This window comes from Nonomuraea sp. NPDC050663 (assembly GCF_044456985.1).
GTDB lineage: Bacteria > Actinomycetota > Actinomycetes > Streptosporangiales > Streptosporangiaceae > Nonomuraea.
The window spans coordinates 36626-51916 of the sequence record NZ_JBITGL010000001.1 but is presented as its reverse complement, the minus strand read 5'-3'; the positions used below and the strand labels follow the sequence as shown (position 1 = coordinate 51916).

Sequence of the window (15291 nt, the reverse complement as noted above, 5' to 3'; positions counted from 1 at the left end):
GTAGCGGGAGGCCCCATATGTCGCAGCCGTACCATCGGGAATGCGCATTTAGTTGTTGATGTTTCAACTAACATGCGCGACGACCTCGACCGTTACCGTTTCGCCGAGCGCCTGCTGGCCCAGCGGGATGCCCTCGGCGCGCTGCGAATCCTGGAGCCGCTCCTTGAGGAGTACGGCGACCACTACGGCGTGCGGATGCTCACCGCCCGCGCCTACTACCACTCGGCCCAGCTCGGCCGCGCCCGCGAGGCGCTGGGCGCGCTGATCGAGACCGATCCGGCCGACCACTACGCCCGGTTCCTGCTGGGCCGTACGCTCGAGCGCTCGGGCCGCCTCGGCGAGGCGCGGACGCACCTGCGCATGGCCGCGGCGATGTCGCCCGAGCCCGACTACGTCGACTCGGTCGCCCGCGTCGAACGCAAGCTGGGCCTCATCAGCAGGTGAACCAGCCCGCCCGCGACCAGTCCCCAGAAGGCTGAGCCGACGCCGAGGTAGGACACCCCGGAGAAGGTGACCACGAAGGTGATCGCCGCCGCGACCTCCCGCACCTGGAGCAGGGCGTTGCTCATCGCGCCCAGCAGCGCCAGGCCGGCGACCGCCTCGATGAGCACCGGCGGGGCGAGCACCACCAGTGCCACCGCCAGGCCCGAGGAAAGGCCGAGCACGATCATCACGGCCCCGGCGGTCACCGAGGCGACCCAGCGACGCTCGGGCGCCTCGGCGGCCTCGGGACTGGCCGCCAGCGCGGCGGTGATGGCGGCCAGGTTGACCGCGTGGCCGCCGAAGAGCGCTCCGGCGCTGCTCGCCGCGCCCGTGGTCAGCAGCACCTCGCGCAGGCGCGGGCGGTAGCCGTACCCGGCCAGCACGGCCATGCCCGGCACGTTCTGGGAGGCCATGGTGACCAGGAAGAGCGGCAGGGCGATGCCCGCGATGGCGCTGAGGTCCCACACCGGGGCGGTGAATTCCACCGGAGGCGCCAGGTCGATCCCGCCGAGCCCGGGGCTCGACAGGGCGATGGCCACGATCGCGGCGACCAGGGCGCCCGGCACCGCCCACAGGCGGGCGAAGCGGTAGAGCAGCACCCAGATCAGGATGACCGGGGCGGCCATGAGCGGGATCTGCGTCATCGCCACGACGGGGGCCAGGCAGAGCTTGAGCAGCACGCCCGCGAGCATCGCGCTGGCGATGGGCTGCGGGATGGCCTCGATGGCTCTGGCCAGGGGCGGGAAGAGCCCGGCCACCATGATCAGCCCGCCGCAGACCACGAAGGCGCCGACGGCCGTGCCGAAGTCTGCGTGGGGCGTGGTCAGGAGCAGGGCGGCGCCGGGAGTCGACCAGGCCACGCTGATCGGCATGCGTTGCCGTACGCCCAGGAAGATCGCGGTCACGCCGACCGCGACGCACAGGGCGAGCAGGCCGGAGGCGGCCTGGCGCTCGTCGGCCCCCGCCGCGCGCAGGCCCGCCAGGACCACGGTGAAGGAGCTGGCGAAGCCGACGAGGGCGGTCACCAGGCCGGCGATGATCGGGCGGAGGCGTTCCATAAACGGAACGGTAGCGGCATCGTCCATCCGCCACAATGGCCGCATGGACCCACGACCGGCTCTGAACACCGACCCGCACGAGGTCGGCGCCCGGTTGCGCCGCATGCGCGAAGCCCGCGGCATCTCGCTGTCGGAGCTGGCGCGGCGGGCCGGCGTCGGCAAGGCGACCCTGTCCGGCGTCGAGAACGGCAGCCGCAACCCCACCCTGGAGACGCTCTGGGCGATCACCGCCCAGCTCGGAGTCCCCCTCGCCGCCGTGCTCGACCCGCCCGCCGACCCCCTCCAGGTGTACGGCGAGGCCGCCGAGGCCACCCTGCTGCAGGTCTTCGACGAGGGCCCGGTCACCTTCGAGCTCTACCGGCTGCGGGTGCGGCCCGGCATCACCCAGCGCTCACCCGGTCACCACGCCGGCGTCACCGAGCACATCACCGTCTTCAGCGGCACGCTCTGCGCGGGGCCGGCCCAGCGCCCCCTGACGGCCGGGCCCGGCGAGTTCATCAAGTGGACGGCCGACTCCGAGCACATCTACACGACCATGGGCGAGGAGGAGGTCCACGCCACCCTGCTGATGCGCTACCCGCTAGTTGACGGCGTCTAGCCGGGCCCGCTGGTCCTCGGTCAGCTCCAGGTCGAGCGCGCCGAGCGTCTCGTCCAGCTGCGCCACCGACGAGGCGCCGACCAGGGGGACGATCGCCAGCTCATGCCCGAGCTGCCATGACAGGACGACCTGGTTGGCGGTGGCGCCGGTCTCCTCGGCGATCTCCTTGAGCACGGCCAGGCGCTTGGGCGTGCCCGGGTGCTCGTAGTCGTAGGGGATCTTCTTGTCGGCGCGCGTGTAGACGCCGCCCATGAGCGGCGAGTAGGCCACCAGCGTCATCGCGGGGTCCAGCCGCAGGTAGCTCAGCAGCTCGGCGCCCGCGTGACCGAGGCTGCCGTCACGGAAGATCGACTCGGGCACGTCGAACCGGGGACGCAGGTAGCTGTGCTGGTACTGCAGCACCTCGTAACCGGCCAGGCCCAGGCCCTGGGCGATCTGGCGGGCGCGCTCGACCCGCCAGATCGGGTGGTTGCTCACGCCCAGCATGCCGACCACGCCGTCCTGGACCAGCTCGCCGAAGGCCCGCACGGTCTCCTCGAGCTCGACCGACCGGTCCTCGATGTGGGAGTAGTACAGGTCGATCCGCTCCACGCCGAGCCGCTCGCGGCTGATCTCGGCCTGCTCCCTGATGACCTTGGCGGACAGGCCCTCCGCGTCGTCCACGTAGCTCAGCCCCGGCGCCGTCGGCCGCGCCCCCACCTTCGTGGAGATCACGATCTCGTCGCCCACGCCCCGGCTGCGCCGCCAGCGGCCGAGCAGCTCCTCGCTCTGGCCACCCGTGCCGCCGTCCACCCAGAACGCGTAGTTGTTCGAGGTGTCGATGAAGGTGCCGCCCGCCTCGACGAAGCGGTCCAGGATCGCGAACGAGGTGCTCTCGTCGGTCACGCTGCCCATGAGCATCGCGCCCAGCGCGATCACACTGACGTCCTTGTTGCCAACCTTGCGATATCTCATGACGGGAAGTCTGGTTGCTGGAGTGCGCTCCAGGTCAAGCGAGGGTCGCGGCGAAACTCCTGCCGTGCGCGTGATGGGTGTTCACCTGGATCAACGTGCCTCCCGGCACCCTGCGCACGCTCACGCCGTCGTCCGCCTCGACCAGCCGCCGCGCCCTGCCGAGCAGGACCACCGAGACCTTGTCCTGCTTCATCGTGGGGTCCGACAGGGCGATGCGGGTGCGCTCCCCCGTCTTCATGAGCACCGACGCGGGCCCGTCGATGAGGAGGCGCTCGGCGTGCCGGGGACCGTGGGTGAAGACGTTGGCGGCGACGATGCCCAGGCCCGCGTGCTTGATCGCCTGGATGTGGCGGTTGTTGGCCAGCACGGTCAGCGGCCCGCCCGCGTAAGCCCTGAGCGCGCCCTCGGAGGCGTTCGGCACCAGGGCGTAGGCAAGCGACTCGGCGCCGCTGGAGACGGTGAAGACGGCCTTGGTCACGCTGGTGTCGGGATTGCCCGTCCGCACGACCCGGCGGCTGCGGGTGACCGTCTCCACCCCGGCCGTCACGGTGCTTCGCGCCAGGAAGACGTAGCCGACAGCCGTACGGCGGGCGCCGTTGGCATAGCGCAGCCACCTCGGCTCGCTGTCGTCGCCGTCCCATGACCCCCTCGTGAGCGTGACCGGGTCGGAGGGCGCGGCGATCCTGCTGTCGATCGTGGTCACCGCCTGGCGCCCGTCCTGGCCGTCGACCCCGGCCGCCAGCACCACGATCTCGTCGTCGAGCATGAACCACGACTTGGTGGCGGCGGCGTTCCGATAGGTGACGAAGTCGTCCGGCAGGATACCCCTGGCCAGGTAGGCCGCGTCGTCGGACTGGACCATGCCGGCCACGCCGTACGCGTCGAGCGTGGCGCCGCCTGAGAAGGCGTGGCCACCGCGCGGGAAGTAGACGTAGGCGTTCTGGGACTCCGACGACGAGGTGAAGTTCAGCGGGTGCCCGGGGTTCTCGTACCAGAGCCTGCCGTACAGCTCGGGCACCGTGCGCCGCTCCTCAACCGGCGCGGTGACGCCGGCCAGCCGGTACGGCGAGACGGTGGTGTAGTAGTCGACGCCGAAGACCTCGCGCTGGTCCTCTCCGGCGAGGTAGAGGTAGTAGGCGCCCTCGCCCTGGAACCAGGGCATGAGGTTCTCGCCGCTCATGTACTCGTACTTACTGATGCGCTCAGAGTTGCGCGCCAGGGCGAAGGCGTAGCCGGGCCGGCGGTGAACGGTGCGGTCCATGGCGTTGAAGGCCACCGTGCGGGCCGCGGGGTTGAGGTCGCGGGCGGGGATGGCGGCGTCGGCCATGATGGCCGCGTAGCGCGCGATGCTGCCCGGGGAGACGAAGGCCGTGGGGTCGACGGCGGGCAGGTGCTTGACGTAGCTCTTCAGCTCCGGCCGGTGCTCGGCCAGGTCGGCCGCCGCCTCGGCGATGACGGTGACGTCGGTGTAGCCGGTGGTGGTGCGCGAGGCGGCCCGGCCCTTGACGATCTCCATCATCCAGCCCTCGAAGATCAGCGGGGCGAAGCCGTCGGCGATCCAGCGGTACACCAGGTCGGTGTCGATCTCCGTGACGCCCGCCAGCATCTTGATCGTCTGGACCACGCGGGTCAGCAGGATGCGGCCGTAGGAACCGGTGTAGGCCACCGAGTGGTGCTGGATGAAGGAGCCGTCGGCGTAGTAGCCGTCGGTGACGCCGTGGCGCAGGTTGTACGGGTCGATCGTGGCGAAGACGGTCGCCTGGTCGGCGATGGCCTTGGCGATCCTGGCGTCGTCGCCGGCGAGGGCTCCCTGCAGGATGCGGTTGGCGGTGATGTCGGCGAGGTTGGCCCCGGTGTGGAAGCGGGAGTCGAGGTCGACGTCGCCGTTCCTGCCGTTGCGTAAGTAGGCGTCCATCGAGGTGAGGTAGGCGCTCTTCAGCTCGGGCGGCACCGCGTCGCCCAACAGGGCGAAGGTCCTGCTGACATGCGTGGAGATGGCGATCTCCCAGTTGTGCCAGTTGCCGTAGTAGCCCTTGCTCTGGTCGCCGTAGTAGCCCTCGTGCAGCCGCCGCAGCCCGTCGACGACCCGCTGTCCCAGCGCCAGGCCGTTGCGGGCGCCCAGGGCCATCTCGTACAGGTACTGGAAGGACAGGCGCAGGTTGACGTCGTCGGCGCCGAGCTTGAGTCCCTGGAACAGCTCGCCCTCACCGGCCCTGTCGAGCAGGGTCACGCGCTGGCGGGCGGTGTTCAGCATCGCGGCGAGCTTGGCGGCGAGTTCGGGTCTGGCGTTGATCTCGGGGGTTCCCGCGAGCATCTCCACGGTGTTGGCCAGGAGGCGGGCGTGGTCGAAGCCGGCCGCCCTGGCCGGGGCGGCGCTGAGGAGGATCGTGGCGGGGAGGAGGGCGAGCACCTGGCGACGGGAGAACTGCGGCATCGGCGAGCTCCAGGCCGTTGGGGGACATGCCGCGTTCACCCTATCTGGCTGTTTCCTTCAGATTGAAGGGCTGCGATGACGAAACTCTTCATCACGCGAACACGAAAAGGGGTGGACCCCGTGGGGTCCACCCCCTTTCCTTGCTGCGATCGTCACACGGCGACGGACAACTGGGCGATCTCGCCCTGCTTGGCCTGCACCGCGATGTCGCGGGTCACGCCGCCGCCCGCGATGATGCGGACGGTCCAGTCGCCGGGAGCGGCGAAGAAGCGGAACACGCCCTCGTCGGAGACGACGACCTCGCCGGTGAACTCACCGGAGTGGTCGAGCAGGCGGGCGTAGGCGGTGCCACCGGTGCCGGTGACGATGCCCTGGATGACGGACTGCGTGGTCAGGTCGATCCCTGCGGGCAGTTCGATGGTCTGCTCGGGCGCTGCGCACCCCGGGGCGACTACGGACATCAGCGGGCCTCTCCCAACTCGATCGGCACGCCCACGAGCGAGCCGTACTCGGTCCAAGAACCGTCGTAGTTCTTCACGTTCGCCTGGTCGAGGATCTCGTGCAGGACGAACCAGGTGTGAGCGGAGCGCTCACCGATGCGGCAGTAGGCGATGGTGTCCTTGCCGAAGTCGACACCGGCCTCGGAGTAGAGGGTGGTCAGTTCGTCGTCGGACTTGAAGGTGCCGTCGTCGTTGGCAGCCTTGGACCAGGGGATGTTGCGGGCGGTCGGCACATGGCCGGCGCGCTGGGCCTGCTCCTGCGGGAGGTGGGCCGGGGCCAGGAGCTTGCCGGTGAACTCGTCGGGCGAGCGCACGTCGACCAGGTTGAGCTTGCCGATCGCGGTGACGACGTCGTCGCGGAAGGCGCGGATCGCGGTGTCCTGCTCCTGGGCCGCGTACGTGGTGGCCTCGCGGGGCTTGACGTCGGTGGTCAGCTCGCGGGAGTCGAGCTCCCACTTCTTGCGGCCGCCGTCGAGGAGCTTGACGTTGGTGTGGCCGTAGAGCTTGAAGTACCAGTAGGCGTAGGCGGCGAACCAGTTGTTGTTGCCGCCGTACAGGACCACCTGGTCGTCGTTGGAGATGCCGCGCTCGGACAGCAGGGCCTCGAATCCGGCCTTGTCGACGAAGTCGCGGCGGACGGGGTCCTGCAGGTCCGTCTTCCAGTCGATGCGGACGGCGCCAGGGATGTGGCCCTTGGCGTAAGCGCTGGTGTCTTCGTCGACCTCGACGAGGACGACACCAGGGGTGTCGAGGTTGGCCTCGACCCAGTCGGCGTCCACCAGGCTGGCGGAACGGCTCATGAGACTCTCCCAGGGTTTAGTCGGCGAATCATCAAGTACATCTCGCAGCCGAGGCAGAACCCGAAGGCTGCGTTGAGGAAGGCGGCCAGAAGCGCCGCCGCCGTCGCCGTGAAGGCGAGCGGGGTGATCCCGGCGAGGAATCCGACCAGCCCGACGACCGCGAAGACCAGCCCGACCGCTTGGGCGAACCTGGGCGGGCGAGGATCTTCGGTTTCCTTGGGAGAGCTCGTGACGAGCGCCTTGAAGAGCAGACCGTACGGCTGCCGCCAGAACGCGCCCAGGGCGAAGGCCAGGGTCTGCAGGGCGAGCAACCAGACGCTCCCGAGAATCAGGACGAGAGCGAGGACTACGGTGGTGACGGCCGCGCCGAAGCGCAGCGCTCTAGGATCGGCACGCATCGAAGATGCTCCTGAAGGGGTCGGATGGGGCGGATCGGCAATCCGCGCGGGACCGTCCTCAGGCAGCGCGACAGAGCGCGGTGGCTACGCGGCAGAAATCAACCGCGCGCCGCTTCGTCAGCAGCTCTGTCGTGGGGTACATACCTGAGACACTACCTGAGCGTCTCGGCATCTGTCACATCTCGTCCGCGTTGTGAGACGGTTCGTGAGACACGGCCATCCCGAGCGCGGCGATCACGTCGGCCTTGCGTGGCTGGCCAGAGGCCCTTTTGACGATGGCGCCGCGACTGTCGAGCACGAGCACCGTGGGCGTGCGCATGACGTCGAGCTCCTTGACGAGATCGAGCCGCGACTCCGCGTCGATCTCGACGTGGGCGACGCCCGGCACCATCGCGGCGACCTCGTCGAGGATGCGGCGCGTGGCCCGGCACGGCTGGCAGAAGGCGGTGGAGAACTGCACCAGCGTGGCGCGCTCCCCCAGCGGCGCTCCGAGCGCGTCGGCCGTCACCATCGATCCGCCCTTCACCCGCAGCCTGCCGTCGAGGAGCAGCCGTCCCAGCCCGACGACCACTCCCAGGGTCACCGTGGCCACAGCCACCCACACACCTGTCACCTTGGGTGCAACCGCGCGGGGCCGCGAGTTCTTCCGCGTGGTCAGGCCGGCTTCAGCTCGGCCAGCACCTTGCGGTCGGCGTCGACGAGCTTGAGCGTGGCGATCTGGCCGAGCGGCGTGGAGGTCACGCGGTCGAAGCTGGCCTTGGCGGGATATTCGGGATCGAGGACCCAGACGGCGGTGAAGTCCTCGTGGCCTTCGTGGTCGACGACGATGAGCTGGCAACTGGTCGAGCGGGGCACGCCGCTGACGGTGACGGTGAGCTTGGTGCCGCCGTCCTCCTCGACCGCGGTCGCCTCGGCGCGCACGTCGCCGGAGGAGCCCTCGAAGCGCATCGGCGCCATCATGACGCCGACCTCGGGTGAGGCGGCCTCCTTGGCGGAGCGCTCCGTGGCCTTCGCGGAATCCTCGTTCGACTCGGCCGCGCCGTACCCCAGCGTGCTGGGCGCCGCGGTCGCGGCGGCGGGAGCGGCCTGCTCGCGCGCGGCGCTGGTGCCGCCACCGCCACCGGTGGCGAGCGAGCCCCAGACCGTGCCGCCGACCGCGAGCACGGCGACCGAGGCGGCCAGGCCCAGCAGCAGGCGTCCGCGCTGCTTCCTGCGCGCCGTCGTGGTCAGCAGCCGCTCCAGCACCTGCCTGGGCGGCTCGGCGACGAGGGCTATGTCCTTCTCCGACACCTTGGCCAGCATCGGCGGGAGTATCGCCAGCCCGGTGAACTCCTCCAGGCAGGCGTCGCACTCGGCGAGGTGGTTGTCGACCTCGACGGCTTCGTCCGGCTCCAGGGCGCCCAGGGCGTGGGCTCCGAGCGAGAGCCGTACCTCCTCACACGTCATCACGGCGCCAGCCCCCGCTCCTCGAGCGCGAGCTTCAGCGCGCGCAGCGCGTAGTAGGTGCGTGATTTGACCGTGCCCGGTGGTATGCCAAGCGTCGCCGACGCCTCCTTCACCGATCTCCCCCGGTAGTAGACCTCTGTGAGCACCTCTCGGTGTTCGGGCCGCAGCGCGGCCAGCGCCTCGGCCACCGCCCACGACTCCACCGCGCGCTCCAGCTCGTCGTCGGCCGGAACCACGGCGAGCGCCTCGTCGGTGGTCTCCGGCGGGCGGGCCTTCCTGGCCCGGTGCTGGTCGACGACGAGGTTGCGGGCGACGGTGAACAGCCACGCGCGGATGGGGCGGCCGGAGAGCGCGTCTGGATGCCGCCAGGCCCGCAGCAGCGTCTCCTGCACGACATCCTCCGCTCGCCCGGTATCACCGGTCAGTCGCAACACGTAACCGTAGAGCGGCCCAGCGTGTTCCTCGAAGAGTGTCCGGACGAGATCCTCGTCGGCAGTGGACGCCGGACTCACGGCCGCTCCTTCGGAGCAGCCGTCAGCCGGTGGCCGCTGGTCATCGTGACCCGGTCGCTGCGCTCCCTCACGTCTCCCATGACGTACGGCGGAGCCATCCGGTTCAACGTCATCCACGGAGCGGCACGTTACTCGCTTCCGCCGACAGCTCCAGCCCGCCGGGAACGGGCTTGAGCTTGGTCACCTTGACGTCGAAGGGCAGTTTGCCCTTGAAGGAGATGGTGTAGGTGACCATCGAGGCCAGCGCGTCGGGCACCTTCGGAAGGTTCTCGACGTCGAGCTTCTCGGCGATGACGCGGATGCCGGTGCCGCCCTCGACCAGCTCCAGGCGCATCTGGGCGTTGAACTTGAAGCGCTGGGCCCCGATCGGCAGCTCGCCCGAGGCGGTGAGCCGGTCGCCGTCGGCGGCGACCTTGATGCCCTGGGGGGCGAACCTGTCGATCGTCTGGTTGGTGATCGTGCCGGTGATCGCGATCGTGCCGGCGACGATGTTCGCCCGGTTCTGGATGACGTCCATGAGGGGCGCGGTGACGTTGTAGGCGGCGCCGCGCAGGTCCTTGATCGGCACCCCGGCGTAGGTGAGGGTGCCGAGGTCGAAGCGGACCTCCTCGTACTTGCCGGAGACGGCCTGGGTCAGGAAGGGGATGCCCTCGATGGACACGCTCGGCGACTGCTTGAGGTTGTTGGCCGCGGCGATGCGGTTGGCCAGGTCGCGTTCGACGCCGGCGACCGCCACCCGGTCCACGATCACGAGGAGGCCGGCCAGGACAATCAGGAAGAAGAGGAGCTTCCGCACAGTGACCGAGCCTCCCAGAAAATCAACCTCCCGCGAAAGGCGGGAGGACTTCGACGGTCACCCCGTCCCCCAGGAAGACCTCTTCATGCGCACGTTTGCCGACCGGGTGCCCGTCGACGAGGAACGACGAGCGTTTGACGATCTGTCCAAGGCTCTCGCGATCTTGTGTGATTTGTGTCATAAGCTCCGCGAGCGTTACCGCGTCGAAAGATTCCTCGGGGACGCCCGCGGCCTCCTTGGCAGCGGCCCAATAGCGGATGACGCCGGTGGCCATGGTTTTCCTCACAATCGCCGCAGGTCGGATGTGCGGTTCTCATAACGTGAACGGAGTTGGGAGAGCGTTAACCTCCTGGGCTATCCTCACCTATGAGGACCTGGGCGACGTAGCCCCCGGGTCCTTCTGCGTTTAAAGGAGGCCTGATGAGCAACCTGTTGCTGCTGACGAACGCCCTCGAACCGTCGTCCGAGGTGCTGCCGGCGCTGGGATTGCTCCTGCACTCCGTCCGCGTCGCCCCGGCCGAGGCCTCCGCCCTGATCGACGCGCCGCCCGCCGACGCCGTGATCGTCGACGCCCGGCGCGAGCTCGTGCAGGCCAAGAGCCTGTGCCGGCTGATCAGGACCACCGGCATCGACTGCCCGCTCCTGGTGATCGTCACCGAGGGCGGCCTGGCCGCCATGAGCGCCGAGTGGGGCGTCGACGACGTGCTGCTCGACAGCGCCGGACCGGCCGAGGTCGAGGCTCGGCTGCGGATGGCCGGCGGCAAGCTGGCGATGTCGGCCGCCGACGATGTGCCCGACGAGATCCGCAGCGGCGACCTGTCGATCGACGAGGCCACCTACACCGCCCGGCTGCGCGGCAGGGCGCTCGACCTCACCTTCAAGGAGTTCGAGCTGCTGAAATACCTGGCCCAGCACCCGGGCCGGGTGTTCACCCGGGCCCAGCTGCTGCAGGAGGTCTGGGGCTACGACTACTTCGGCGGCACCAGGACCGTCGACGTGCACGTGCGGCGGCTGCGCGCCAAGCTGGGCCCCGAGTACGAAGCCCTGATCGGCACCGTGCGCAACGTCGGCTACCGCTTCGTGCCCGACCGCGGCAACTCCGAGCACAAGGACGCGCTCTCGCTGACCTGAGGCTCGCCCTCCCCGATGGCGTGGTTCGGCCACCACGCCTTCGCTCCCAGGTCGCGCACCAGCGCGGGCACCAGGAGCGAGCGCACGACCAGCGTGTCGAGCAGCACCCCGAAGGCCACGATGATGGCGATCTGCACCAGGAACGCCAGCGGGATCACCACCAGCGCCGCGAACGTGGCGGCCAGCACCACGCCCGCCGAGGTGATCACGCCGCCCGTGGTGACCAGGCCGCGCAGCACCCCCTGGCGTGCCCCGTGCCGCAGGCTCTCCTCGCGCACCCTCGACATGAGGAAGATGTTGTAGTCGACGCCCAGCGCGACCAGGAAGACGAAGCCGTACAACGGCACCGAGGCGTCGCTGCCGGTGAAGCCGAGCACGTGGGTGAAGACCAGCGCCGAGACGCCGAGCGTGGCCAGGAAGTTCAGCGCCACCGTGACGACCAGCAGCACCGGCGCCACCAGCGAGCGCAGCAGGACGATCAGGATCAGCAGGATGATCGCCAGCACGACGGGCACGATCAGCAGCGTGTCGCGCTCGGCCGTCACCGTGGTGTCGTACCTCTGGGCGCTGAACCCGCCGACCAGCACCTCGGCGGGCAGGGCGGCACGCAGGTCGCGGACGGCGCCCTGGGCCGCGTCGCTGTCGGGCGCGGCGTCCAGGGTGGCCTCCACCAGGACCCGCCCGTCCACGATCTTGGGTGAGTCGCCGTTCTTGACCACGGTCGCGTCCGAGACGCCCTCGACGTCGAGCGCCGCGGTCCGCACCTGCTCCGCCTGCCAGGCCGGGGCGACGATCACCGCGGGCTGGCCGGAGCCGCCCGGGAAGTGCTCAGCCAGCGTGGCCTGGGCGGCGACCGAGGGCGCGTCGTTGACGAACGTCTCGTCGAGCGGCACGCCCTTGGGGTTCACCTGCGGGGCGAACAGGGCCAGGGCCAGGAGCGGGAGGGCGGTGGCGATCCAGATCCGCCGGGGGTGGCGGTCGATGAGCCTGGCCGCCCTGCCCCAGATGCCGCGCCCGGCGTCGCGGTTCGTCTTGGCCGGCCACAGGGCCGCCTTGCCTAGCAGGATGAGTGAAGCGGGCAGGAAGGTGAGCGCGCTGAGCGCGGCGCAGGCGATGCCGATGGCCCCCACCGGGCCCAGCGCGCGGTTGTTGGTCAGGTTGCTCAGCAGCAGGGCGAGCAGCCCGAGCGCCACGGTGGCGGCGCTGGCCACGATCGGCTCCACCGAGCGCCGCAGCGCGATCCGGCCGGCGGCGAACCGGTCGCCCGAGACGGCCAGCTCCTCGCGGAAGCGCGCCGTCAGCAACAGCGCGTAGTCGGTGGCCGCCCCGATGACCAGGATGAACAGGATGCCCTGCACCTGCCCGTCGACGCGCACGATGTCGTGGTCGGCCAGGAAGTAAACCACCGCGCACGCCAGCCCGAGCGCGAAGACCGCGCCCAGGATGATCACGAACGGCAGCAGCACGCTGCGGTAGACCGCCAGCAGGATCACCAGGACCGTGACCAGCGCCACCACCAGCAGCAGGCCGTCGATGCCGGCGAACGCGTCGGACAGGTCGGCCTTGGTGGCGGCCGGTCCGGCGAGCTGGGCGCGCAGCCCGTCGACGGTCACGGCCGCGCCTATACCGTCGAGCGGGCCCTCGAAGCCCGGATCGAGCTGGACCAGGCCGCGTAGAGCCAGTCCGTCGTCGGAGGGGAAGGCGGGCGTCGGCGTGCCGTACACGCCGGGGGTCCCGCGCAGCGAGGCGAGCGCGCCGGCGGCCTCGGCCGTCTGCGCCTGCGTGACCTTCTGCCCTCCCCCGGCGGTCCACACGACGATCAGCGGCTGCGTCTCCCCCTCGCGGAAACGTTCCTGCATCTCCAGGACCCGGGTCGACTCCGCGCTCTCGGGGAGGAACGCGGCCTGGTCGTTCGTCGACACCTCGCCGAGCTTGCCGGCGAACGGCCCGAAGGCCCCGCCGATCCCGAACCACACCAGTACCAGCACGGCCGGGATCAGCCAGCGGAGGGAACTTCGCACCTTGCATGCCTTTCTCATCAGATGTCCTGTATTTCGCAGCGACGGCGCGGCCGGTTGCATCCGGCGCTACCCGGCTCGCGAAGATGAAGACATGGGGAAAGTGCTGGTGACGGGGGCGACCGGCTACGTCGGCGGGCGCCTGGTGCCGGAACTGCTCGACGCCGGGCACGAGGTCACCTGCGTGGCACGGCGGCCCGAGCGGCTGCGCGACCTGCCGTGGGCGGGGCGGATCACGGCCCTGGCCGGGGACGTGGGCGACGCGGAGTCGATGCGCCGCGCGCTCGACGGGGCCGAGGTCGCCTACTACCTGGTGCACTCGATGGCCGCCGGGGCCTCGTTCGCCGAACGCGACCGCCGGGCGGCCGAGACCTTCGCGCGGGCGGCGCACGAGGCCGGGGTGCGGCGCATCGTGTACCTGGGCGGGCTCACGCACGCCTCCGGGGAGCTGTCGGCCCACATGCGATCACGGGCGGAGGTCGGCGAGATCTTCCTGGCGGCGCCGGTGCCGGCGGTGGTGATGCGGGCGGCGGTGATCATCGGGTCGGGCTCGGCGTCGTTCGAGATGCTGAGGTATTTGACCGAGCGGCTGCCGGTGATGACGACGCCCCGGTGGGTGAGCACGCCGACGCAGCCGATCGCGATCCGCGACATGCTCCGCTACCTCGTCGCCTGGGCGGAGCTCCCCGCCGGGGCTGACGGGGCGTCCGACGTCAACCGGGCTTCCGACGTCAACCGATCTTCCGACCTCAACCGATCTTCCGACCTCAACCGGGCTTCCGACCTCAACCGGGCGTTCGACGTCGGCGGGCCCGACGTGCTCAGCTACGCCGACATGATGCGCCGCTACGCCGACGTGGCCGGCCTGCCGCGCCGGATGATCATCCCGGTCCCGTTCCTGTCACCCGGCCTGTCCAGCCACTGGGTCGGCCTGGTCACCCCGGTGCCCGCGAGCATCGCCCGCCCGCTGGTCGAGTCGCTGCGTCACGAGGCGGTCTGCCGCGAGCACGACATCGCCGGATACGTCCCCGACCCCGCCGGCGGTCTGATCGGTTTCGACGAGGCCGTACGGCTGGCCCTGCGCCGCGTGAAGGACGCCGACGTGGCCACCCGATGGTCGTCGGCCTCCACCCCGGGGGCGCCCAGCGACCCGCTTCCCTCCGACCCCGACTGGGCGGGCGGCAGCCTGTACGCCGACGAGCGCGAAGCGGACATCGCCGCCCCGCCCGCCGAGGTGTGGCGGGTGATCGAGGGCATCGGCGGCGCCAACGGCTGGTATTCCCTGCCCGTCGCCTGGCGCCTGCGCGGCCTGGCCGACGGGCTGCTCGGCGGCGTGGGCCTGCGCCGCGGGAGGCGCGACCCGCGCCGGCTGCGCGTGGGCGACGCCCTGGACTTCTGGCGGGTCGAGGAGATCGAGCCGGGGCGGCTCCTGAGGTTGCGCGCCGAGATGCGCCTGCCCGGCCTGGCCTGGCTGGAGCTGTCGGCCGAACCCGGCGCGCATCCCGGCCGCACCCACTACCGGCAGCGGGCGCTGTTCCACCCGCACGGCCTGCTCGGGCACCTGTACTGGCGGGGCATCTCGCCCTTCCACCACCTCATCTTCGGGCGCATGCCGCGCAACATCGCCCGCGCCGCCCGCTCAGGCGCGGCGGATCTGGCGTGAGTCCTTGCTCCACGAGCCGAGCACCATGAGCGTCTTGGTGCCGGTGACGTTGCCGCCGCGGCGCAGGTTGTCGATGACCTGCTGCAGATGTTCCAGGTCGCGGGCGCGCAGGTGGATCAGCGCGTCGGGGTCGCCGGCGATCGTGAAGACCTCCTCCACCTCGGGGAAGCCCGTGGTGGTGCGCACGATCTCGCCCACCGGGGTGCTGCCGGAGTAGCGCATCTCGGTGAAGGCCTGGATGCCCCAGCCGAGCTTGGCGTAGTCGACCTTGGCGGTGAAGCCGGTGATCACACCGAGCTCCCTGAGCCGGTCGACCCGCCGCTTGACGGCGGCGACGGAGAGCCCGACCTGCTCCGCCATTTCCGAAAATGTCCGGCGGCCGTCCTCCACCAGGAGGCGGATCACCCTGTGATCTATGTCATCCAGCACGCAAGTAAATCTACGCGTCAGGACCTGTTCCGCAAAGAGTTTGCGTCTGTTGCGGAATTTGTCATGCGATA

The 15291-nt window shown here is 70.4% G+C and carries 18 protein-coding genes; 4 read left to right on the top strand and 14 right to left on the bottom strand.

Annotation, left to right across the window (positions count from 1 at the left end; all coding sequences use genetic code 11):
- Nucleotides 1-72: 72 nt before the first annotated feature.
- Complete coding sequence (locus ACIBH1_RS00250; RefSeq protein WP_397311350.1) at nucleotides 73-444, top strand: tetratricopeptide repeat protein; 372 nt, start codon at nucleotides 73-75, stop codon at nucleotides 442-444.
- On the opposite strand, the gene ACIBH1_RS00245 is transcribed toward ACIBH1_RS00250, so the two are convergent.
- Nucleotides 390-1541 carry a benzoate/H(+) symporter BenE family transporter gene (locus ACIBH1_RS00245; RefSeq protein ID WP_397311349.1) on the bottom strand — a complete coding sequence of 384 codons (1152 nt, stop codon included), beginning with the start codon at nucleotides 1539-1541 and terminating at the stop codon, nucleotides 390-392. The genes ACIBH1_RS00250 and ACIBH1_RS00245 overlap by 55 nt on opposite strands.
- 43 nt (nucleotides 1542-1584) lie before the next feature.
- On the opposite strand from ACIBH1_RS00245, the gene ACIBH1_RS00240 reads away from it, so the two are divergent.
- Nucleotides 1585-2139, top strand: a complete 555-nt coding sequence (locus tag ACIBH1_RS00240) for a helix-turn-helix domain-containing protein (RefSeq protein ID WP_397311348.1) — start codon at nucleotides 1585-1587, stop codon at nucleotides 2137-2139.
- Here the strand turns inward: ACIBH1_RS00240 and ACIBH1_RS00235 are convergent.
- The 11 genes from ACIBH1_RS00235 to ACIBH1_RS00185 all read right to left on the bottom strand — a co-directional run bounded on the left by ACIBH1_RS00235 (nucleotide 2122) and on the right by ACIBH1_RS00185 (nucleotide 10253).
- A complete protein-coding gene (locus tag ACIBH1_RS00235) occupies nucleotides 2122-3093 on the bottom strand; it encodes an aldo/keto reductase (RefSeq protein ID WP_397311347.1) in 972 nt (323 codons plus the stop codon). The genes ACIBH1_RS00240 and ACIBH1_RS00235 overlap by 18 nt on opposite strands.
- A 34-nt stretch (nucleotides 3094-3127) precedes the next feature.
- Nucleotides 3128-5527, bottom strand: coding sequence for a polysaccharide lyase family 8 super-sandwich domain-containing protein (locus ACIBH1_RS00230; RefSeq protein ID WP_397311346.1), 2400 nt, complete (start codon nucleotides 5525-5527; stop codon nucleotides 3128-3130).
- Nucleotides 5528-5679: 152 nt separating this feature from the next.
- The gene (locus ACIBH1_RS00225; protein WP_397311345.1) at nucleotides 5680-5988 is read right to left on the bottom strand and encodes a DUF1416 domain-containing protein; all 309 of its coding nucleotides are present in this window, start codon (nucleotides 5986-5988) and stop codon (nucleotides 5680-5682) included.
- Nucleotides 5988-6827, bottom strand: a complete 840-nt coding sequence (locus ACIBH1_RS00220; RefSeq protein ID WP_397311344.1) for a sulfurtransferase — start codon at nucleotides 6825-6827, stop codon at nucleotides 5988-5990. Before ACIBH1_RS00220 ends, ACIBH1_RS00225 begins: the two co-directional genes overlap by 1 nt.
- Complete coding sequence (locus ACIBH1_RS00215; protein ID WP_397311343.1) at nucleotides 6824-7225, bottom strand: DUF4395 domain-containing protein; 402 nt, start codon at nucleotides 7223-7225, stop codon at nucleotides 6824-6826. Before ACIBH1_RS00215 ends, ACIBH1_RS00220 begins: the two co-directional genes overlap by 4 nt.
- A gap of 58 nt (nucleotides 7226-7283) precedes the next feature.
- Complete coding sequence (locus tag ACIBH1_RS00210) at nucleotides 7284-7367, bottom strand: putative leader peptide (protein ID WP_376771785.1); 84 nt, start codon at nucleotides 7365-7367, stop codon at nucleotides 7284-7286.
- A 33-nt stretch (nucleotides 7368-7400) separates the two neighbouring features.
- Entirely contained in the window at nucleotides 7401-7838 is a 438-nt protein-coding gene (locus ACIBH1_RS00205; RefSeq protein ID WP_397311341.1) for a thioredoxin family protein, read from the bottom strand.
- A 41-nt stretch (nucleotides 7839-7879) separates the two neighbouring features.
- Nucleotides 7880-8671 carry a zf-HC2 domain-containing protein gene (locus ACIBH1_RS00200; RefSeq protein WP_397312169.1) on the bottom strand — a complete coding sequence of 264 codons (792 nt, stop codon included), beginning with the start codon at nucleotides 8669-8671 and terminating at the stop codon, nucleotides 7880-7882.
- Nucleotides 8671-9183 carry a sigma-70 family RNA polymerase sigma factor gene (locus ACIBH1_RS00195; protein WP_397311340.1) on the bottom strand — a complete coding sequence of 171 codons (513 nt, stop codon included), beginning with the start codon at nucleotides 9181-9183 and terminating at the stop codon, nucleotides 8671-8673. The genes ACIBH1_RS00200 and ACIBH1_RS00195 overlap by 1 nt, the downstream gene beginning before the upstream one ends.
- Before the next feature lie 109 nt (nucleotides 9184-9292).
- Nucleotides 9293-9979 carry a DUF2993 domain-containing protein gene (locus ACIBH1_RS00190; RefSeq protein WP_397311339.1) on the bottom strand — a complete coding sequence of 229 codons (687 nt, stop codon included), beginning with the start codon at nucleotides 9977-9979 and terminating at the stop codon, nucleotides 9293-9295.
- A gap of 22 nt (nucleotides 9980-10001) precedes the next feature.
- Nucleotides 10002-10253, bottom strand: coding sequence for a MoaD/ThiS family protein (locus ACIBH1_RS00185; protein ID WP_397311338.1), 252 nt, complete (start codon nucleotides 10251-10253; stop codon nucleotides 10002-10004).
- 146 nt (nucleotides 10254-10399) lie between these two features.
- Here ACIBH1_RS00185 and ACIBH1_RS00180 point away from each other — a divergent pair, with 146 nt between their 5' ends.
- Nucleotides 10400-11110 carry a winged-helix domain-containing protein gene (locus tag ACIBH1_RS00180; protein ID WP_397311337.1) on the top strand — a complete coding sequence of 237 codons (711 nt, stop codon included), beginning with the start codon at nucleotides 10400-10402 and terminating at the stop codon, nucleotides 11108-11110.
- On the opposite strand, the gene ACIBH1_RS00175 is transcribed toward ACIBH1_RS00180, so the two are convergent.
- Nucleotides 11050-13131, bottom strand: coding sequence for an MMPL family transporter (locus ACIBH1_RS00175; protein WP_397311336.1), 2082 nt, complete (start codon nucleotides 13129-13131; stop codon nucleotides 11050-11052). The two genes, ACIBH1_RS00180 and ACIBH1_RS00175, sit on opposite strands and share 61 nt — an antisense overlap.
- A 91-nt stretch (nucleotides 13132-13222) precedes the next feature.
- On the opposite strand from ACIBH1_RS00175, the gene ACIBH1_RS00170 reads away from it, so the two are divergent.
- Nucleotides 13223-14791, top strand: coding sequence for an SDR family oxidoreductase (locus ACIBH1_RS00170; protein ID WP_397311335.1), 1569 nt, complete (start codon nucleotides 13223-13225; stop codon nucleotides 14789-14791).
- Here the strand turns inward: ACIBH1_RS00170 and ACIBH1_RS00165 are convergent.
- Nucleotides 14768-15220, bottom strand: coding sequence for an Lrp/AsnC family transcriptional regulator (locus ACIBH1_RS00165; RefSeq protein WP_312895020.1), 453 nt, complete (start codon nucleotides 15218-15220; stop codon nucleotides 14768-14770). The two genes, ACIBH1_RS00170 and ACIBH1_RS00165, sit on opposite strands and share 24 nt — an antisense overlap.
- Nucleotides 15221-15291 lie beyond the last annotated feature (71 nt).